Origin of the sequence: Aurantiacibacter sp. MUD61 (assembly GCF_027912455.1) — a bacterium.
Lineage (GTDB): Bacteria > Pseudomonadota > Alphaproteobacteria > Sphingomonadales > Sphingomonadaceae > Alteraurantiacibacter.
The window spans coordinates 339,613-358,707 of record NZ_CP115446.1 but is presented as its reverse complement, the minus strand read 5'-3'; the positions used below and the strand labels follow the sequence as shown (position 1 = coordinate 358,707).

Here is a 19,095-nt window from a genome sequence, read left to right as displayed (position 1 = left end):
TCCCCCTAGCGTCGCGCCGCTTCGCTTGGCACAACGCACTCCATGGCTACCAAAACCGTTGCAATGCTTACCGCAGGCGGCCTTGCGCCGTGTCTTTCCTCTGCCGTTGGCGGGCTGATCGAACGCTATACCGAGGTTGCACCGAACATCCGGCTGATCGCGTACCGCAATGGCTATGCCGGATTGCTGACGGGCGATTATGTCGAGGTGCCGGACAAGGTGCGCAAGACGGCCGGGCGGCTCCATGCCTTTGGCGGCAGCCCCATCGGTAACAGCCGCGTGAAGCTCACCAATGTCGAAGACTGCGTAAAGCGCGGACTGGTGAAGGAAGGCGAGAATCCGCTCGCGGTCGCCGCTCGCCAGCTGACGAAGGACGGTGTCGATGTGCTCCACACTATCGGCGGCGACGATACCAATACCGCTGCGGCAGACCTTGCAGCCTATCTCAAAGCCAATGATTACGACCTCACCGTGGTCGGACTGCCCAAGACCATCGACAATGATGTGATCCCCATCAAGCAGTCGCCCGGCGCCTATACGGCGGCGGAGCAGGGCGCGGTCTATGCGCGCAATATCATCGCCGAACACTCGGCCAATCCGCGCATGCTCATCGTGCACGAAGTCATGGGGCGGCATTGCGGCTGGCTGACGGCTGCCACAGCCTTTGCCCACCACAGCTGGGTGAAAAGCGCGCCCTTTGCCGAATGGCCGGAGAACGCGGCCGCCCGCTGGGATGTGCACGGTGTTTACATTCCCGAGCGCGCATTCGACATCGCGGCAGAGGCAGAGCGGCTCAAGCGCGTGATGGATGCACAGGACGGGGTGAATTTGTTCATTTCCGAAGGCGCAGGCGTCGAGGAAATCGTCGCTGCGATGGAAGCCGCCGGAGAAGAGGTGCCGCGCGACGCATTCGGCCATGTGAAGCTGGACAAGGTCAATCCAGGCCAGTGGTTCGCCACGAAACTGGCAGAGGCAGTCGGCGCGGAAAAGGTGCTGGTCCAGAAGAGCGGTTATTTCTCCCGTTCGGCACCTGCCAATGAAGCGGATCTCGCCCTGATCAAGGCCTGCACCAATCGCGCGGTCGATGCGGCGCTGAGCGGCGAGCCGGGCGTAATCGGGCAGGATGAGGAGCGCGGCGATGAGCTTCGCTCAATAGAGTTCTCACGCATCAAGGGCGGCAAACATTTCGATCCGGGGCAGGAGTGGTTTGTCGAATTGCTGCGCGATCTGGGGCAGAGGTGACGCTGCGAAGCTGACTGTTTCACAACAGCATCGTTCAGTCTGCGATCAGTCGCTTTCGTCTACAACAAAGGCATGAACCGCAGACATTTTCTTGCCTCAACCGGCTCCGCTGCCATCGCACTTGGCGTCGCCCCTTCGCTGGCCCTCGCACAGGGCGGGCGCGGCTATGCCTATGATTGGGAAATCGGCCCGGTCATTCGCGGACGCAATTATTCGGTTGGAATGCCGCCGCATCCCGCGGTGACGGGCGATGGCTGGTATTTCGATTTTCCCGGCCCCCGCCGCCGCGATGGCCATGTTCATTATATTACCCGCCAAAGCGGTCCGCTGGACCGGGCGCGGGGTATCCGCATCCGCTTTCGCATCGATGCGCGGGGCGGAGCACGCTTCGTGCCGCAGGAGCATCCGAACCTGCCCGCAATGCTGTCGCTCTACCTGCAGGAAAACGAAGATGACTGGAGTGGCCGGGGTCGCGGGGAATTCTCACGCTGGTATTCGCCCACCGATGCACTGATCGAGCTGACACCAGGCGTTCACGAAGCGACGGTGATGTTCGACGAGAACTGGATTTCGGTGATGGGATCGAACCGCAATCGCAATCCGCGCGAATTCTCCGACATGTTGGCGCGTGTCGGCACGGTGGGCATGACTTTCGGGTCGGTTCGGGCACGTGGTCACGGTGTCTATGCGACGGCCCCTGCGCGTTTCGAGCTGCTCGACTTCGACATAATCTGATGCTGGCGGCGTGGCGCGGCTGGCTATTGCCGCCTCGCGCATGAGTGCTTACCCTTCTTCCGGGACCTGAACCGGGAGAGATTTCATCATGCCGCATTCGTTCAAGCTGTTGCTTTCCGCCAGCTTACTTGCCGTTTCCGCGCCAATTGCCACCACGCCCGCCATAGCGCAGGAAATGTCCGCAGAGGCACCGGCGCGCACCTATTCGGCGGAGGAATTCTACACCTCGACCAGCTACGGCTCCGTCGGTGGCAGCGCGCATGCCTTTTCGCCTGATGGCGACCACGTGCTGATCACCAGCGATGCGAGCGGCGTGCTCAATGCCTATTGGCTGCCCGTGGATGGCGGTGAGCCGGTGCAGCTGACCAATTCGACCACCGATGCTTACCGCGCCACCAGCGCTTTCCCGAACGATGGCCGGATACTCTTTTCCGCCGATGCGGGAGGGAATGAGCGCAACCATGTCTTCGTGCGCGAAGAGGATGGCTCGATCGAGGATTTGACCCCGGGTGAAGAAACCCGCGCCACCTTTGCCGGATGGAACGAGGAAGGCACCCATTTCTACATTGAGACCAATGAGCGCGACGCGTCGGTCTCGGATGTCTACCGCTATTCGGCCAGCGATTATTCTCGCGAGCTCGTTTTCGAGAATCCGGGCGGCTATTTCCTTGGCTCGCGATCACCCGACGGCCGCTATCAATTGCTCACCAGTGTGCGCACCAATTCGGACAGCGATATCTATCTCGTCGATCTGGAGGGCGACCGGTCACCGGTCCACATCACGCCGCATGAAGGCGATGTATCGCATGGCGATCAGGGCTTCAGCGCCGATGGCAGCAAGGTGATTTATTCCACCAATGAATTCGGGGAATTCGCGCAAAGCTGGACGTACGACATCGGCACTGGCGAGCGTGCCTTGCTTGCCGAGGACGATTGGGACGTATCCTATGTCGGCTATTCGGACAGCGGGCGCTATCGCATCACCTCTTTCAATCGCGATGGCACCAGCGACGCGGTGCTTTACGACACGGTGGAAGGCCGCGAGGTTTCGCTCGATGGAGTGCCCGAGGGCAATATGGGCGGTTTCCGCTTCTCACCGGACGAAGGCATGGCGCTGTTCTCGGCCAATACCGACACGTCGCCCACCGATCTCTACATCTCGAACCTCGAAACCGGAGAGACCCGCCGTCTGACGAGCGCGCTCAATCCGGCAATTGACGAGAGCGATCTGGTGAACAGCAGTGTGCTTCGCTTTGCCAGCTATGACGGGATTGAGATCCCAGGGATTCTCTATCGCCCGCAAGGCGCGAGTGCAGACAATCCGGCACCTGCCGTGGTCTGGGTCCATGGCGGACCGGGCGGGCAGAGCCGTCGTGGCTACAATCCGGCGATCCAGCACTTAGTGAACCATGGCTATGCTGTTTACGCGATCAACAATCGCGGCTCCTCGGGCTATGGCAAGACTTTCTTCCATATGGATGACCAGCGCCACGGCGATGCCGATTTGCGCGATGTCACCGCCTCTGCCGATTACCTGCAGGGCCTCGACTGGATTGCCGATGATCGCATCGCCATCGCAGGCGGTTCCTACGGCGGATATATGACCGCCGCCGCGCTCGCTTTCCATCCGGAGGTGTTCGATGCGGGCATCAACATCTTCGGCGTGACGAACTGGGTGCGCACGCTCGAATCGATCCCCGCCTGGTGGGGCCCGCAGCGCGATGCGCTCTATGACGAGCTGGGCGATCCGGCGACCGATGGCGAGCGGCTACGCGCCATTTCTCCGCTATTCCACGCGGATAACATCACCAGCCCCATGCTGGTAGTGCAGGGCGCCAACGATCCGCGCGTATTGCAGGTTGAGAGTGACGAGCTGGTCGAGGCGATCCGCGCCAATGGCGTGCCGGTGGAATATGTCCTCTTCCCCGATGAAGGCCACGGTTTTGCCCGCCGCGAGAACCGTGTCACCGCGTCAGAGGCCTATCTGACTTTCCTCAACGAGCACGTCGGCACCGAGTGATCGGGCGACAAAGAAAAAGGGCGGTCCCGCTGGGGCCGCCCTTTTCATATCCGGTTGCCGGATAGTGCTTACTTCGGAGCCAGCACCATGAGCATCTGGCGGCCTTCAAGGCGCGGGAAAGCTTCGACCTTCGCAATTTCCGCCACATCGTCCTGGACGCGCTTCAGCAGGTCCATGCCCAGATGCTGGTGCGCCATTTCACGTCCGCGAAAGCGCAGGGTGACTTTCACCTTGTCGCCATTGTCGATGAACTTGTTCACATTGCGCATCTTCACATCGTAATCGTGCGTGTCGATGTTCGGGCGCATCTTCACTTCCTTGATGTCCTGCGTTTTCTGCGTCTTGCGCGCGGCGTTCGCCTTCTTCTGCGCTTCGTAGCGATACTTGCCGACATCGAGGAATTTGCACACCGGCGGGTTCGCATTGGGCGAAACCTCGACGAGATTCAGGCCCTTGTCCGCAGCCTGCTCGATCGCCTCATTGGTGTACATCACGCCGAGATTCTCGCCCTCGTCATCGATGACGCGGACCTTCTCGGACTGAATGAAATTGTCGTATTTCGGGCCGGATTTGACCGGCGGTGCCATATTGCGGCGGGGTGGACGTGGTATGTTGCTGCTCCTGAAATGGTTGTTGTTTGCAAGGTCTATGTAGTGAGGAACGCGAGCGAACGCTAGAGGGTGTCGGTTCAAGCGAAAAAACCATTTCAGGATATTGTCTTTGCGCACCGACATCCGTCGGCGCGTCCTCGGTGCTATTCGCTCCGGCGGGACTGCGTTCCGCCTGCGCGGAACCTGCGGGCTTCGCGTTCGCTCGCTGTCGCTGACCTATGGCCAGCGAAACTAGCGCTCCATTCGATCGGCGTCGCGGAGCACGGGCGACCAGCCCGCAAGGCCGAACGGCCGCCCGCAGCGGGCGCGTAGCGTAGCGGAGCGCGTCTAGCGAGGACGAAGCCGCGGATGCGGCTTCGCTAAACAAAAGATATCAAGCCGCCTCTCTCCAAAGCGGGAAGCGCGCCAGTCTCTCGCCCGCCGGAACAATCGCATCCACGGCACTCGCCGGTTGCAGCGCTTTCAGGATTGCCGGATCGCCGGCGTTCATGCCGCCAGTGAGCGCGCCGAATGCCGGTAGTATCATCCTTCCGCAGGTCGCGTCCTCATTATGACCCACCACCGCGCAGGGGCGCCGAATGTGGCGTTGGCGGATTTTTACCTGTACGCGCGGATGGAAATGGCCGGAAAGCTCTGGCCGCGTTTCCCCGCGCTTGGCGATGTGGCGCAGGACCGTGCCGCCCACCACCAGCTCCTCGACCACGGTGCCGCCCGATTTTGCCTCCATCGCCGGATCGTGGTTGCCGGTGATCCACACCCAGTCGACCGCGCGGGTGAGGGCGCTCAGCATTCCTGCGGCGTGCTCCTCCAGCCTCTGCGAGCCGTCCGAATCGTGGAAATTGTCGCCCAGCGTATAAAGCCGCCGTGCGCCGGTAATGCGGATCGCATCGGCCACCCGCTCCAGCGTTTCGCGGCTGTCATAAGGCGGCAGCATCTGCCCGTGCCGTGCGTAAAAGCTCGCCTTTTCGAGGTGCAGATCCGCCACCAGCAGCGCATTCTCGCGCGGCCAGAACAACGCGCGCGCTCCGCCATCCTGCGGCACGAGCACGAATTCATCTCCGCAAAAGGGGAAGGCGAACGAAACGGGAACCATGAGAGGCTATTGGCGCGCGCAACGAAAATCCGCAAGCCCCTTTCCACCGTTCGTCCTGAGCTTGTCGAAGGGCGAAATTGCAACCGCCGCGAATTCATGCTTCGACAGGCTCAGCACGAACGGAGATATGATGACCGAGTGGAATAAACACACTGCCGAGGCCCGCGAATGGTTCGAATCCCTGCGTGACCGGATCTGCGCCGAATTCGAGGCGATCGAGCGCGAGGCGGGCTCGGACGCGAGCTTCGAATACAAGCAGTGGGACCGCGAGACCGAGGATGGCACCGATGGCGGCGGCGGAACGCAGGGTCTGATGAAGGGCAAGGTGTTCGAGAAAGTCGGGGTCAATGTCTCGACCGTGTCAGGCGCTTTCTCCGAAAAATTCGCCGATCAGGTAAATGGCGCGAGTGCGGAGCATCCCGAATTTACCGCTACCGGCATTTCACTCGTCGCGCACATGCGCAATCCGCATGTGCCCAATGTGCATATGAATACGCGCTTCCTGACAACACAGGCTGCATGGTTCGGCGGAGGCGCGGATCTCAATCCGGCGCTGCCTTACGAAGAGGATACCGAACGCTTCCACGCCCGCCTGCGGGCAGCGTGTTCAGCGCATAATCCGACCTATTACGATCGCTTCAGGAAATGGGCGGACGACTATTTCTACATCCCCCACCGCGGCGTGCACCGCGGCGTTGGCGGCATATTCTACGACCACCTCGAGTGCGATGATGACCCAAGCTTCGACCGCAACTTCGCCTTCACCAAGGATGTCGGCGAAGCTTTCCTCGACATCTATCCAAAGCTGGTGCGCGGACGGATGGAGCAGGAATGGACCGATGCAGAGAAGCTGCAACAACTCGAATGGCGCGGCCGCTACGCCGAGTTTAATCTCGTCTACGACCGGGGCACGCTGTTCGGCCTGAAAACCGGCGGCAATATCGACGCGATCCTGATGAGCCTGCCGCCCGAGGCGGTTTGGAGTTGATACCCGAACCTCGCTAGACCGATGCAGAAGTCGCGACGTCATCATTACATTCCTCAATTCTGGATCAAAAGATGGGCTGATGAAAATGGTTTCGTAAAAAGGTATCGCAAATTCGGACTCAAATTGGATATTCGCAGTGAGCCACCAAAGTCCGTTGGCTACTTTTATAATCTCTATGACCTACCTGAAGGACTCCGGCAGGATGTGAGTTTGGAAGAGCTTTTCTTCAAACCACTTGATGATAAAGCGTCAAAAGTGTTTGCGCGGTTGAATGAAGAGACAAATCCAACCCTAGATGGAGAAGAGACAGCGACGCTTGCGATCTTCATATTGTCTCTATTGCATCGATCGCCAGACAGCTTGGCTGCGTCTCGCGAGGCAGCTGTAAAGCAGTATATTGGGCTCCGCGATGAAGTTCGCGAAAAGTATGGTGAACTTCGAACCGCTGCCGATCCGCCGACCTTCGAAGAATATGAAAGCTTAGAGCCAGCTAACGCACCCGAACGCGCTTTTTATCGAAGCTTTGCAAATTACATGGTCAACGACAATCTAATCGATTTTCTCGCCAACATGCATTGGAGACTTTTTCGACGAGTAGACGGCATGCATCCCTTGCTGTTGTCGGATGATCCGATTGCGAGGACAAATGGCTTCAAGAAAAAGGACGGGCATCTCGCCTTCCCTCTATCTCCCAATACGCTCATTGTAGGTTTCTTTGAAAAGGGATTCGCAGATCAGGCGGTCTCCATTGGTCCAGAGCCTCTATTTGAAGCGATAAATCGTCAAACCGTCGGCGCTGCTAGACATTTTGTTGTCGCCGACACCGAACGACATACACGGTTCATCTCAAACAGATTTGGGAGACAATTGCGTCCGCCTTTTGGCGAGCAAATTTTGAATAGGCAAAACTGATCAGTCGTTCTCACTCAGCCCCGTAAACCCGCACCCAATCCACTTCCATCGCGATTTCGCCTGCTGCGATGCGGTCTGCGGTTTCTTGCGGCATGCCGACGTATGGCTCTTCGATACCGTTGATCTTGCGCGGGTAGATGCCGCCTGCCGCGAAGTTCAAAATCACGCCTTGCGGGTTGTCGAACACCCATTCGCCGAAGAATTCGGTGTTGGTCTTGGGGATGCGGAAGGTGAGCACGTCGTCGACATAGAATTCGATCACATCTTCCTTCCACTCGACGGCGTAGACGTGCCAGTCGGTTACGTCCGATCCGTCGGTGAAATATTGCCGGTCGGCAATTCCCATATCGCCGGAATAGCCGGGGCCATGCACGGCGACACCGGTCCAGTCGGCTTCGCCCACATATTCCATGATGTCGATTTCGCCTTCGGAGGGCCACGGCGCATCGGCGAGCAGCCAGAAGGCGGGCCATACACCGCGCGCATCGGGCATGCGGATGCGCGCTTCGGCGCGGCCATAGGTGAAAGTGAAGTGCTCCAGGCTTTCGATCCGGCCCGAAAGGAAATCGGCATTGCGCTCTGCATTGGTGTCCTGACCCGGCTGGTACACCGGGCGGAGCACCAGGACGCCGCCATCGGCGCCATCTACACCGTCAGCGAACTGGATCGTCTCTGGCGAGTCCACATAGGCCTGCTCTTCATCATTGACCCAGAAGTCCATGCCGATGGGCGTCCACTTGGTCCGGTCGAGCGCGCCGGAATTGAACTCGTCCGCGAAGATTAGCTCACGATCCGCGCGAGGGCCATCGGATGATGAAGCGACATCCTGCGCCGGGGCATCGGCCGCACAAGCGGTGAGGGCGAGAGCTGCGAGAGGCGCAGTAAGCGCGGCGAGCGGGAATGTGAACGTTCTCATTCCATCGGTGTAACGCGACGAAACGCGCTTGTCACGCCCCCACTTGCGGCGGCTCTATTCATCCTGCGGGAGTGAAACGCGCTCCATAAAGTGCTGGATACCGCCCATCGCCATTCGCGCCGGGCGTGTCGGGCTGGAGCGATAGAGCGCGGTAAGGTAGGCCATGTCGAAAGGCGTCATGCGCCGCGGTGCGTCCGCTGCGCGTTCTGGATCGAACATGGTCAGTACGGTGGAAATCCCACTGTCGCGGCGGGGCGTTTCGGTGCGCGCGAGAAGGCGCATGGTCGCGTAATCCGCCAGTGCTCCGACATCGAGCTCTTCCAGCGCAGAACGCTCTACCAGCACGACGGACAATTCGATATCGGTGCGGATCGCAAGGTCCAGCCGGGACATGCCGAAGACCTCGTTGACGGGCGGGGAACCGCCGCCGGTGATGTAGGCCGAGGTGGCTTCAAAGCCGCTGGGCAAGACGTTGCCGGTGTCCGGATTGCGTTCGGTGATCATGTTCCATGCGCGCACATCGCCCGCCTGCTCGCGGAGCATGCGTTCCTGATAGCGACTGAGGTGACGGGTCAGGAAGGAATCGTCTTCCAGCAGGCTCGCCAGCGTCGCGTCGGCATCGTCCACGACGATGACCCACGCATTCGCGCCGCATCCCGGTTCCTCACTCACTTCAACACCGGCAAGGGTTGCATTGGTCATGATACGGTCGACAATCGCCTGCGCATTGAGCTCGCTCATCCCGTAAACGCCAGGGCAGACCGGGCGGTGATAGCGCGCGAGCGGCTGGAACATGGAGCGAGCGCCAAAGGTGATGTCACGGGCAGTGCTGCGGATATCGGCAGTTTCGATCCGCTCGCCTTCTACCACGATGGTGTCTTGCGCCGACGCGGTGCCAGTCATGACCAGCGAGGCCACGCAGGCCAAAGCCGCGCTATGGCGCAGCAGGGATTTCAAATGAGTCATTCAGGACACTCCCATGCTTGTCTAAGGCGATCGCTTGAATTTACAGGTCGCTACTTTCTTGCATCAGCACTTGAATCCCGCCGATCGCAAGGCGTGCTGGCCTCGTGGGGCTGGAGCGATACATCGCAGCGAGATAGGCCCTGTCGAACGCAGTCAGCTGGCGCGGCGCCGCATCGCGCTGTTCCGGATCGAATAGGGTGAGGATGGTTGGGACCGGGCTTTCCCGCGAAGGGGCATCGGTGGCCAGCAGCAGGCGCATTGTCGCGTAATCGGCGAGGGCGACCACATCCAGATCGGCCATGGCGGAACGCTCTACCAGAATTACGGACAGCTCGATGTCGGTCCTGATGCCTAAATCAAGCCGCGACATCGTGCTGACCTCGTTTGCAGGGAAATCATACTCCAAGCGTCCCGAGGCGCCGGGGCGAGGGTTGATCCGGGCTTCCTGCCAATAACTTGCCAACTCAAATCCGTCCGGTTGCACCCGGCCATCGTCCGGATTGCGGGTCGTGATCTGGTTCCATGCACGCAATGAACCCTGCTGCGCTCGCACCATGCGGGTCTGATATGGCAAAAGGTGCCGCGTGAGGAAGGAGCCCTCGTCATCCAGCGCTTCGAAAGTCGCGTCTGCATCGTCGACCACGATCACCCAGACATTCGCACCGCAATCCTGCTCTTGCGCGACCTCGACGCCAGCCTGAAGCGCATTAAAAGTTATGCGATCGAGCACGGCCTGTGCATTGGCTTCGGACATTCCCCAAACGCCGGGGCAGACGGGGCGCCGAAAACGGGCCAGTGGTTGGAACATCGCGTGCGATCCGGCGGTGATGTCACGCGCCATGCTGCGGATGTCAGCGGTCTCGATCCGCTGGCCTTCCACTATAAGGGTGTCCTGCGCCAAGCCGGGGCTGGCGGCAAAAAGCGAGGCAGTGCAAGCGAGAATCGCTCCGCGGCGAAACACATTCTGGAAAGGCGACATCAGGCAATCTCCCCGATTTTACGCGCAAAACAAGGCGCGCGGTAAGGAGAATACCTGATTTTAGACGATTTTCCTAGTCCTCAGCATCGCCGATCTGTTCCATCAGGTCTTCGATGCCGCCCATGGCGAGGCGAGCCGGGCGGGTAGGGCTGGAGCGATAGAGCGCGGCGAGATAGGCCTTGTCGAATGCGGTCATCTGGCGCGGCGCATAGTCGCCCTCTTCGGGATCGAAGAGCGTCAGCACGGTCGAAACGGGGCTGTCCCCCGAGGGAGTCTCGGTTGAGGCGAACAGTCGCATGGTCGCATAGTCAGCCAGCGCGCCCACATCCAGATCGGCCATGGCGGAGCGCTCCACGAGCAGCACCGAAAGCTCTATGTCCGACCTTACTGCCAGCTCGAGACGTGACATGTTGTTGATCTGATTGACGGGCGGCGGGTTGCCGGTCTGCTGCGCTTCATAAGCGGCCTGGGCCCTTTCGAACCCGTCTGGCAGCGCAAGACCGGTTTCCGGATTGCGGCTCGTAATGAGGTTCCATCCCCGCGCATCTCCCTCTTGCGAGCGAACTGACCGTAGCTGGAATGGCGTCAGGTGGCGGGTCATGAAGGAATCCTCCTCCACCAGATTGTCGAATGTGGCGGCGACATCATCGACGACCACAACCCAGACGTTTGCGCCGCAGCCCGGCTCTTCATTCACATCGATCCCGGCAGCGATGGCATTGGCAGCAATCCGGTCAACCACCGCCTGCGCATTTACTTCGCTCAGGCCATAGACGCCCGGGCAGACCGGACGCTGAAACCGGGCGAGGGGCTGGAACATGGCGTTTGCGCCGGACGTAATATCACGCGCCGTGCTGCGGATATCGGCCGTTTCAATACGCGCGCCCTCCACGACGATCGTATCCTGCGCATAAGCCACGGTGGCGGTGAACAGGGACGCCGCACAGGCAGTGGCGGCAGCGCGGCGGAGAGTACGGCGTATCGTCATGTTTCTGGTTCCTGCAAGCGAGACCTCATGCACCAGGTCATGGGCCTATCTTCGAGTTAAGAATGATCAGTTGGTTGGGCTTTCATCCCAACGCGTTGACATCACAATTGTTTCAGCCGTGTGATGACATGAGGCTGAACGCCAGTCTTTGCCATATCGACGAAGGACTGTCCGCGATGGACGGATGACATTCGTTCATCCCCGGCCTATGTCACCGCGCATAAGAAAGGGGCAAAGCCCCTGACGATTCCTCTGGAGAGACCATGCGTTTTACCACCATCGCCCTTGCTTCGACCGCCGCGCTGCTGGCGGCATGTACTGCTGATGAGCTGCCGGATCAGGAGCGCGTTGTCGCGCCGATCCTGACAAGTGAGCAGGCTTTCGACGAATTCACCTACGCCCGTCCGCTCGAAGCGCGGGTAACGCATGTGGCGCTCGATCTCGATCTCGATTTCGAAGGCCAGCGTGTCGAGGGCACCGCTACGCTCGATGTGCAGGCGGCGGAGGACGCGACCGAGATCGTGCTCGACAGCAATGGTCTGATGATCGGCGGTGTGACCGACGGGCTTGGCAATGAGCTGGAATTCACCGTGGGTGAAGCCGATCCGGACAATGCCGAAAAGGGTGAGCCGATCACCGTGCAACTGGGCCAAATGACCGGGCCGGAATTGCAACAGATCGTGATTTCCTACGCCAGCGGGCCCGAGGCAGAGGCGCTGCAATGGCTCAGCCCTGAACAGACCGCCGGCGGCGAGCATCCCTTCGTTTTCAGCCAGGGTCAGGCGATCCTCAATCGCACATGGATCCCGACGCAGGACAGCCCCGGCATCCGCCAGACATGGGAAGCGCGCATCACCGCTCCCGAACCGCTCACGGTTGTCATGTCCGGCATCAGCCGTGGCGATCCGGAGCCGGTGGAAGACGCCGACAGCGATCGCCGCGCGTTCGAATTCGTCATGGACAATTCGGTGCCGCCATATCTCATCGCGATTGCTGCAGGTAATCTGGAATTCGCCGAGCTTGGCCCACGTTCCGGCGTCTATGCAGAACCGGAAATGATCGAAGCCGCGGCAGAGGAACTGGGCGATACGGAAGAACTGATCGACGCAGGGATCGAGCTGTTCGGCGAGTATCGCTGGGGCCGCTATGACATGATCATCCTTCCGCCGGCTTTCCCTTATGGCGGCATGGAAAACCCGGTGATGACATTTCTCACCCCCACTTTCATCGCGGGCGACCGGTCCAACAACGGCCTCATTGCGCACGAACTGGCGCATAGCTGGTCAGGCAACCTAACCACCTACGCGAGCTGGCGCGATGGCTGGCTGAACGAAGGCGTCACCAGCTACATCGAGAACCGCATCAGCGAGGAAGTTTATGGCGAGCAGCGTGCCGAACAGGAATACGCGCTGAGCTACGCCTCGCTTGAGGAAGCCGTTGAGGGTGCAGGGGCCGATGCGCCGACCACCGCGATGCGCACGCCCGATGGCACCAGCCCCTTCGACACGGTTGGCCCGGCGATCTACGACAAGGGAACGGTTTTCCTTCGCACGGTTGAAAACATCGTCGGTCGCGATGAGTTCGATGCCTGGCTGACCGCCTGGTTCGACAATCACGCTTTCCAGCCGGTGACATCAGAAATGTTCCTGGCCGACATGCGCGAAAACCTGATCGGAGATAATGCCGAGCTGGAAGAGCAACTCATGCTCGACGAGTGGGTCTATGGCACGGGTATTCCCGAAAACGCTCTCGCGCCCGATGCAGCAGCCTTTGCGGATGCCGATGCTGCGGCTGAGGCCTATGCAGCCGATGGCACGCTGCCCGAAGCCTCGGCATGGGAAGGTTGGACCGCCGCATCGCAGCGTCGCTTCCTCGAAACCCTGCCCGAGACGATGAGCGATGAGCAACTCGCCACGCTCAACGAAACCTTGGGCTTGTCCGAAAGCGGCAATAACGAAGTGCTGTTCCTCTGGCTCGAAGCAGCCCTTCGCAACGAATATGATCCTGCCGTGGATCAGGCGCGCAGCTTCCTTGCCACAGTGGGCCGCAACAAATTCGTTGCTCCGCTATTCCGCGCAATGTGGGAGACGGGCGATTGGGGACAGCCCATCGCCACCGATCTCTACGCGAGGACGCGGGGTGGCTATCACAGCTATACGCGCGGCAATGTTGACGAGATCGTCGGCTACGAAGCAGGCGAGGGCTGATTCTGTGCGGCAAGGGCTGGCTCTTGCTGCGGCGTTTTGCCTCGCTGCACTTGCCAGCCCCGCTGCAGCGCAGGTCAACGCCACCAGCCCTGCAGCCGATGGAGAAACGGGCGCAGTGCTCGTCTACAGCCGCACCGAGGGCTGGCGGCACGATTCTATTGATGAGGCCTGGTCCGCCATCGCGGCAATCGCGCATGGGCGCGGGTGGTCGGTGACCTTTACCGAAGACTCATCCTGGTTCGATGCGGAACGTCTCGCGCAATTCGATGCGGTCGTATGGGCCTCCGCCAGCGGCGACACGCTTTCCGATCCGCAGAAGGCCTCCTTCCGCAGCTTTGTCGAGAATGGTGGCGGTTTCGTGGGCCTGCATTCGGCGGGCGATGCCAGCCATACGTGGGACTGGTACGCACAGGAGCTTATCGGCGCGCGCTTTATCGGCCACCCGCTCAATCCCGGTGTGCGCTCAGGCACGGTGCTGATCGAAGATGGCAGCCATCTCGCCACACGAGATTTGCCGGAGCGCTGGTATCGCTTGGACGAATGGTATTCTTTCGACACCAGCGTGCGCGGCAGGTTCCATGTCCTGGCCACGCTGGACGAGAGAAGTTACGTTCGCGGCGCATGGGTCGATGGCAATCCCATCCCCGCCGCAGATGATCACCCGATCGTGTGGAACCGCTGTGTCGGTGAAGGCCGCAGCTTCTACAGCGCGATGGGGCACACTGCGGAAAGCTATTCCGAAGAGGGAATGCGCAACCTGATCGCAGGCGGCATCAGCTGGGCCATGGGCGAGGGTGATTGCCCGGAGATAGAGTAATGCTGGCATCGTGGGAAATCTGCGCTTAAGCGGCTTTTCATGCGCGCATTTCGCGATCCGGTCCGGCTGATCCCTGTGCTGTTCGCGGCGACAATCCTTATTGGAACGCTGCTGCTCTGGTCCCCGCTTGCGAGCGCGTCGGGTGAGACGACACCACTCGTCACCGCATTCTTTACCTCAACGTCGGCTGTCGCGGTTACCGGGCTCATTATCGAAGATACGCCCGTCTATTGGTCCACCTTCGGTCAGATCACCATCATGGTGCTGTTCCAGATCGGTGGCTTCGGCATTATGACGGCGGCCACGCTGCTTGGCCTTGTGGCAGGACGGCGTTTCGGCCTCCGAGACCGCATGGCGACGCAGGTCGAGCGCAGTCGACTTGATATTGGCGATGCGGGGTCAGTACTGAAGCTGGTGCTCAAGATCACGATTGTGGTTGAGGTGCTGCTCGCCACGATCCTCTCTATCCGCTTCGCCACGCTTTACGATTATTCGTGGGACGAGGCGATTTGGCATGGGATTTTCCACGCGATCAGCGCTTTCAACAATGCCGGTTTTTCAACCTTCTCTGACAGTCTGATGGGGTTTCAGACCGACCCGGTCATCCAGATCCCGATCATGCTGGCGGTTATCCTCACTGCACTCGGATTTCCAGTGATGCAGGAATTGCGCGCCCGCCCGCGACAATGGCGCAAGTGGACGCTGCATACCAAGATCACCGTCACCGCGACCATCGCGCTGCTGCTGATCGGCTTTTTCGCGACGCTAGGCATGGAATGGGACAATCCCGATACGCTGCGGCCAATGGGCACAGGCGCGAAAGTCCTCAATTCATGGTTCCATTCGGTCACCCCCCGCACTGCCGGTTTCAACACGCTCGACATGGGCGCAATGCGCGATGAGACCATCATTCTGAACTACATGCTGATGTTTATCGGTGGCGGCAGTGCTGGCACGGCAGGCGGGATCAAGATCACGACCTTTGTGGTGCTGCTGATCATCGTCGCGTCGGAAATCCGCCGTCAGCGCGATGCGGTGGTTTTCGGGCGGCGTATCGATCGCGGGGTGGAGCGGCAGGCGCTCAGCATAACGGTGCTTGGCGCAGGCATGATCGTGATCGTCGCCATGTATCTGCTCTCCCTCACCGGTCTCCCACTGCGCGATGTCCTGTTCGAAGCCATTTCCGCATTTTCTACCGTCGGCCTTTCCACCGGCATTACTGCGGACCTGCCGCCAGCCGGACATATCGCTCTATGCCTGCTGATGTTTGTGGGCCGGGTGGGCACCATCACCGTTGCTACTGCACTTGCGCTTGGCGCTGCCAAGGCGCGACCTTACCGCTATCCAGAGGAGGCCCCCATTGTCGGCTAAACGTCATCCCGTTCTCGTTGTCGGTCTCGGCCGTTTTGGCGGCGCTGTTGCAGAGACCCTGGAGCGCATGGGGCACGAAGTGCTTGGTGCCGATACCGATGCGGCTCTCGTGCAGGCTTTCACTGGCAGGCTAACGCAGGTCGTCGAGGCTGATTGCACCTCGCTGGAATGTCTGGAGCGGCTCGGCGGGGGTGAGTTTACATCGGCCGTCGTCGCGATTGGCGATGATATTGAAGCGAGCGTGCTGAGTGTTCTGGCGCTCGCCGATCTGGGCGTGCCGTCGATCTGGGCGAAGGCCAACAATGAACGCCATGGCCGCATTCTCGAAAAGACCGGCGCACACCATGTGATCTTTCCCGAACAGCGTATGGGTGAACGCGTCGCATGGCTACTCAACGAAAACCTGCTCGATTTCATCAGCTTCGATGACCAGTTCGCCATTGCCAAGCTCGCCGCGCCCGAGCCGATTGTCGGCGTGCCCCTCGTGACCAGCGACTGCCGGAAAAAGCACGGCGTAACGGTAATCGGCGTCAAGCGTGAAGGCGAGGATTTCATCCATGCCGATCCCGACACGCTGATCCTGCCGGGGGACCTTCTGGTCGTCTCCGGCCGCACCGAATATATTGAGGCTTTCGCAGCAATCTGAGCGCGCGTTTACGTCAGGTACTCGCTTCGATATGCCTTTTGCATGCAAGAGAATTTCTTCGAGACAGGCGGCGGTGGTGATCCACTATGGGGTCAGCATATCATGTGGCTGCTCGGATATCCTGAGACCTGGGCTTACATCGGCATGTGGGTGCTTGTGATTGTTGGAGTGGTTAGCTTCGGACGGTTCCTGTCCAAACAGGGCCGAGCCGTGCTGGCTCTCGCCCTTTATCTGGCCTTCGCTGCGCTTGTAGCGATCTACATCTGGCTATTCATGCAAACCCGGCTGGCTCTGGTGGAGGGTGACCTTTCGTGGGCCCGCACTATGGGGCTTGCGAATTCCAGCCTCTTTCTGGCAGCAATTGCGTCGTTGGGCTGGCTTATCTTCGGCAGGCGGCAGCGGGATCAGACGCGATAAGCGAGCCCGTTGGGACACACTTGTTGCCTGAAGCGGCCGCAGAGTTTCTTTCCTGAATCTTAGCACTTGCCGAAAAGCGCGGGAAACCGCACATTTGTGAAACGATGCTGCGCCAATATGAACTTGTTGAGCGGGTCAAGGAATATGACCCTGACGCCGATGAGGCGCTGCTCAACCGCGCCTATGTTTATACGGTGCAGAAGCACGGCAGCCAGATGCGCGCATCTGGCGATCCCTATTTCAGCCATCCGGTCGAAGTTGCAGGCTTGATGACGGACCTGAAACTGGATCAGGAAACCATCATCACCGCGCTGCTCCACGATACGGTGGAGGACACGCTCGCCACGATCGAGGACGTCGAGGAAAAGTTCGGCCCTGAAGTCGCGCGGCTTGTCGATGGCGTCACCAAGCTGTCCAAGATCGAGCAGATGCCGGAGAACGAGCGCGCGGCGGAAAACCTGCGCAAATTCCTGCTCGCCATGTCCGAAGACCTGCGTGTGCTGCTCGTGAAGCTGGCGGACCGTCTGCACAATATGCGCACGCTGCATCACATCAAGAAGCCGGAAAAGCGCCAGCGCATCGCCCGCGAAACGATGGATATCTACGCCCCGCTGGCAGAGCGCGTGGGCATGTATGAATATATGCGCGAGATGCAGTTGCTTGCCTTTGAGCAACTGGAACCCGAAGCCTACGCCACGATCACCAAGCGGCTGGAGCAGTTACGCCAGTCCGACAATGGACAGGTCGATCGGATTGCGCTCGATATCAAACAGGCGCTTTCGGAAGCGGGGATCGAAGTCGAAGTCTGGGGCCGCGAGAAGCATCCCTATTCGATCTGGAAGAAGATGGCCGAACGCCACCTGCCGTTCGAGCAGGTGTCCGACATCATGGCCTTTCGCGTGCTGACCGACAATGTCGAGGATTGCTACCGCGCGCTCGGTATCTTGCACACGGCATTCCAGTTCGTGCCGGGGCGGTTCAAGGATTACATCTCCACCCCCAAGAACAACGGCTACAAATCGCTGCACACAACGCTGTTTTACGACAAGTCGATGCGTGTGGAGGTGCAGATCCGCACGCGCGAAATGAATGAGACCAATGAATTCGGCCTCGCCGCTCACTGGGCCTATAAACAGCATGACAAGGCCGATGGGGCGGTCGGCTGGCTACGCGACCTGATCGAGATCGTCGATGCGAGCCACGATGCCGAGGAATTGCTCGAACACACAAAGCTGGCGATCTATCAGGATCGCATATTCGCCTTTACGCCGAAGGGCGCGCTGTTTCAATTGCCCAAGGGAGCAACGCCGGTCGATTTCGCCTTCGCCGTCCATACCGATCTTGGCGCGCAAACGGTGGGCGCCAAAATCAACGGGCGGCACATGCCGCTGCGCACCCAGCTGCATAATGGCGATGTGGTCGAAATCATCAAAGGCGCCAATGCAGAGCCGCAGCTAAGCTGGCTGAGCTTTGTCGTCACTGGAAAGGCGCGTGCCTCCATCCGCCGTGCGGTCCGCCTGAAAGAGCGCGAGGAAGTGGCCGAGATCGGCCGCAAGCTTTTCGAGGAAATCGGCGATCGCTTGCCAACGAAGGTGGGCAAGAAAGCGATCCGGCAGGCTGCTCAGGCGCTGGAATTGGAGGACGAAGAGGACCTGATGTATGCGATCGGCTCTTCCAAAGTCACCGACCGTGAAGTGATGGAAGCCATCGTTCCGGGCAGCACGGCCGATATGCCGGAAGAACCCCAGCTGGAGCGCGCAATCTCGATCAAGGGGCTGACCGCAGGCGTCGCTTTCGACCTTGCCGAATGCTGCCACCCCGTGCCGGGCGATCGCATCGTCGGTCTCCGCCGTCCGAGGGTAGGCGTGGAAGTTCACACAATCGATTGTCTTGAGCTTGCCAATGGCGTGGATGCCGATTGGGTAGACCTGTCATGGGGCGAACGCTCACATGGTGCGGTCGGGCGGCTGAATGTAGTTCTGTATAACCGGCCCGGAACCTTGGCTGACATGGCGAGCGTTTTCGCGCGCAGCAATGCCAATGTCATGAACCTTGAGCTGACCCAGCGCGACGATCCGTTTCATACCTATGAGCTGGACATCGAAGTGCAGGATCTCGCACACCTCACCCGGATCATGAGCGCTCTGCGCGCAAGCGATGCCGTGGCACAGGCGGATCGGATCTAGG

Annotated in this window: 17 protein-coding genes; 11 read left to right on the top strand and 6 right to left on the bottom strand. The window is 60.0% G+C overall.

The features are described 5' to 3' along the window. Positions 1–42: 42 nt before the first annotated feature. From O2N64_RS01620 to O2N64_RS01610, 3 genes are all read left to right on the top strand, one after another. Positions 43–1,242 (top strand): pyrophosphate--fructose-6-phosphate 1-phosphotransferase, encoded by a 1,200-nt coding sequence (locus O2N64_RS01620; RefSeq protein WP_271078554.1) that lies wholly within the window; start codon positions 43–45, stop codon positions 1,240–1,242. A 72-nt stretch (positions 1,243–1,314) separates the two neighbouring features. Further along, complete coding sequence (locus O2N64_RS01615; RefSeq protein ID WP_271078553.1) at positions 1,315–1,977, top strand: hypothetical protein; 663 nt, start codon at positions 1,315–1,317, stop codon at positions 1,975–1,977. An 88-nt stretch (positions 1,978–2,065) separates the two neighbouring features. Then, entirely contained in the window at positions 2,066–3,997 is a 1,932-nt protein-coding gene (locus O2N64_RS01610) for a S9 family peptidase (protein ID WP_271078552.1), read from the top strand. Positions 3,998–4,065: 68 nt separating this feature from the next. On the opposite strand, the gene infC is transcribed toward O2N64_RS01610, so the two are convergent. Together infC and pdeM are read right to left on the bottom strand one after the other, a co-directional pair. Next, positions 4,066–4,584, bottom strand: coding sequence for a translation initiation factor IF-3 (gene infC / locus O2N64_RS01605; RefSeq protein WP_197920562.1), 519 nt, complete (start codon positions 4,582–4,584; stop codon positions 4,066–4,068). Positions 4,585–4,981: 397 nt separating this feature from the next. After that, complete coding sequence (gene pdeM, locus O2N64_RS01600; protein ID WP_271078551.1) at positions 4,982–5,701, bottom strand: ligase-associated DNA damage response endonuclease PdeM; 720 nt, start codon at positions 5,699–5,701, stop codon at positions 4,982–4,984. A 130-nt stretch (positions 5,702–5,831) separates the two neighbouring features. On the opposite strand from pdeM, the gene hemF reads away from it, so the two are divergent. Both hemF and O2N64_RS01590 read left to right on the top strand, forming a co-directional pair. Continuing rightward, positions 5,832–6,689 carry an oxygen-dependent coproporphyrinogen oxidase gene (gene hemF, locus O2N64_RS01595; protein ID WP_271078550.1) on the top strand — a complete coding sequence of 286 codons (858 nt, stop codon included), beginning with the start codon at positions 5,832–5,834 and terminating at the stop codon, positions 6,687–6,689. Positions 6,690–6,710: 21 nt separating this feature from the next. Further along, positions 6,711–7,601: a DUF4238 domain-containing protein gene (locus tag O2N64_RS01590; RefSeq protein ID WP_271078549.1), complete on the top strand. Its 891-nt coding sequence runs from the start codon at positions 6,711–6,713 to the stop codon at positions 7,599–7,601. Positions 7,602–7,611: 10 nt separating this feature from the next. Here the strand turns inward: O2N64_RS01590 and O2N64_RS01585 are convergent, their stop codons facing one another. The 4 genes from O2N64_RS01585 to O2N64_RS01570 all read right to left on the bottom strand — a co-directional run bounded on the left by O2N64_RS01585 (position 7,612) and on the right by O2N64_RS01570 (position 11,450). Then, positions 7,612–8,517, bottom strand: a complete 906-nt coding sequence (locus tag O2N64_RS01585) for a glycoside hydrolase family 16 protein (RefSeq protein WP_271078548.1) — start codon at positions 8,515–8,517, stop codon at positions 7,612–7,614. Between the two features lie 54 nt (positions 8,518–8,571). After that, positions 8,572–9,483 carry a hypothetical protein gene (locus O2N64_RS01580; protein ID WP_271078547.1) on the bottom strand — a complete coding sequence of 304 codons (912 nt, stop codon included), beginning with the start codon at positions 9,481–9,483 and terminating at the stop codon, positions 8,572–8,574. Between the two features lie 40 nt (positions 9,484–9,523). After that, a complete protein-coding gene (locus O2N64_RS01575) occupies positions 9,524–10,462 on the bottom strand; it encodes a hypothetical protein (protein WP_271078546.1) in 939 nt (312 codons plus the stop codon). Between the two features lie 73 nt (positions 10,463–10,535). Continuing rightward, positions 10,536–11,450: a hypothetical protein gene (locus tag O2N64_RS01570; RefSeq protein ID WP_271078545.1), complete on the bottom strand. Its 915-nt coding sequence runs from the start codon at positions 11,448–11,450 to the stop codon at positions 10,536–10,538. Between the two features lie 263 nt (positions 11,451–11,713). On the opposite strand from O2N64_RS01570, the gene O2N64_RS01565 reads away from it, so the two are divergent. From O2N64_RS01565 to O2N64_RS01540, 6 genes are all read left to right on the top strand, one after another. Then, positions 11,714–13,657 carry a M1 family metallopeptidase gene (locus O2N64_RS01565; protein WP_271078544.1) on the top strand — a complete coding sequence of 648 codons (1,944 nt, stop codon included), beginning with the start codon at positions 11,714–11,716 and terminating at the stop codon, positions 13,655–13,657. Positions 13,658–13,661: 4 nt separating this feature from the next. Beyond that, positions 13,662–14,474 carry a ThuA domain-containing protein gene (locus O2N64_RS01560; RefSeq protein ID WP_271078543.1) on the top strand — a complete coding sequence of 271 codons (813 nt, stop codon included), beginning with the start codon at positions 13,662–13,664 and terminating at the stop codon, positions 14,472–14,474. A gap of 39 nt (positions 14,475–14,513) precedes the next feature. After that, complete coding sequence (locus O2N64_RS01555; RefSeq protein WP_271078542.1) at positions 14,514–15,845, top strand: TrkH family potassium uptake protein; 1,332 nt, start codon at positions 14,514–14,516, stop codon at positions 15,843–15,845. Further along, positions 15,835–16,491, top strand: a complete 657-nt coding sequence (locus O2N64_RS01550; RefSeq protein WP_271078541.1) for a potassium channel family protein — start codon at positions 15,835–15,837, stop codon at positions 16,489–16,491. The genes O2N64_RS01555 and O2N64_RS01550 overlap by 11 nt, the downstream gene beginning before the upstream one ends. Positions 16,492–16,533: 42 nt before the next feature. Continuing rightward, the gene (locus O2N64_RS01545) at positions 16,534–16,908 is read left to right on the top strand and encodes a hypothetical protein (RefSeq protein ID WP_271078540.1); all 375 of its coding nucleotides are present in this window, start codon (positions 16,534–16,536) and stop codon (positions 16,906–16,908) included. 104 nt (positions 16,909–17,012) lie between these two features. Then, on the top strand, positions 17,013–19,094 hold the full coding sequence (locus O2N64_RS01540; RefSeq protein WP_271078539.1) for a RelA/SpoT family protein: 2,082 nt from the start codon (positions 17,013–17,015) through the stop codon (positions 19,092–19,094). Position 19,095 lies beyond the last annotated feature (1 nt).

What these genes read in the sequence shown, in the direction of transcription:
- O2N64_RS01540 (WP_271078539.1), top strand. Translation starts at nt 17,013, where the DNA reads ATGCTGCGCCAATATGAACTTGTTGAGCGGGTCAAGGAATATGACCCT.
- pdeM (WP_271078551.1), bottom strand. Translation starts at nt 5,701, where the DNA reads ATGGTTCCCGTTTCGTTCGCCTTCCCCTTTTGCGGAGATGAATTCGTG.
- hemF (WP_271078550.1), top strand. Translation starts at nt 5,832, where the DNA reads ATGACCGAGTGGAATAAACACACTGCCGAGGCCCGCGAATGGTTCGAA.
- O2N64_RS01565 (WP_271078544.1), top strand. Translation starts at nt 11,714, where the DNA reads ATGCGTTTTACCACCATCGCCCTTGCTTCGACCGCCGCGCTGCTGGCG.
- O2N64_RS01610 (WP_271078552.1), top strand. Translation starts at nt 2,066, where the DNA reads ATGCCGCATTCGTTCAAGCTGTTGCTTTCCGCCAGCTTACTTGCCGTT.
- infC (WP_197920562.1), bottom strand. Translation starts at nt 4,584, where the DNA reads ATGGCACCGCCGGTCAAATCCGGCCCGAAATACGACAATTTCATTCAG.
- O2N64_RS01570 (WP_271078545.1), bottom strand. Translation starts at nt 11,450, where the DNA reads ATGACGATACGCCGTACTCTCCGCCGCGCTGCCGCCACTGCCTGTGCG.
- O2N64_RS01580 (WP_271078547.1), bottom strand. Translation starts at nt 9,483, where the DNA reads ATGACTCATTTGAAATCCCTGCTGCGCCATAGCGCGGCTTTGGCCTGC.
- O2N64_RS01615 (WP_271078553.1), top strand. Translation starts at nt 1,315, where the DNA reads ATGAACCGCAGACATTTTCTTGCCTCAACCGGCTCCGCTGCCATCGCA.
- O2N64_RS01585 (WP_271078548.1), bottom strand. Translation starts at nt 8,517, where the DNA reads ATGAGAACGTTCACATTCCCGCTCGCCGCGCTTACTGCGCCTCTCGCA.
- O2N64_RS01555 (WP_271078542.1), top strand. Translation starts at nt 14,514, where the DNA reads ATGCGCGCATTTCGCGATCCGGTCCGGCTGATCCCTGTGCTGTTCGCG.
- O2N64_RS01620 (WP_271078554.1), top strand. Translation starts at nt 43, where the DNA reads ATGGCTACCAAAACCGTTGCAATGCTTACCGCAGGCGGCCTTGCGCCG.
- O2N64_RS01590 (WP_271078549.1), top strand. Translation starts at nt 6,711, where the DNA reads ATGCAGAAGTCGCGACGTCATCATTACATTCCTCAATTCTGGATCAAA.
- O2N64_RS01575 (WP_271078546.1), bottom strand. Translation starts at nt 10,462, where the DNA reads ATGTCGCCTTTCCAGAATGTGTTTCGCCGCGGAGCGATTCTCGCTTGC.
- O2N64_RS01545 (WP_271078540.1), top strand. Translation starts at nt 16,534, where the DNA reads ATGCAAGAGAATTTCTTCGAGACAGGCGGCGGTGGTGATCCACTATGG.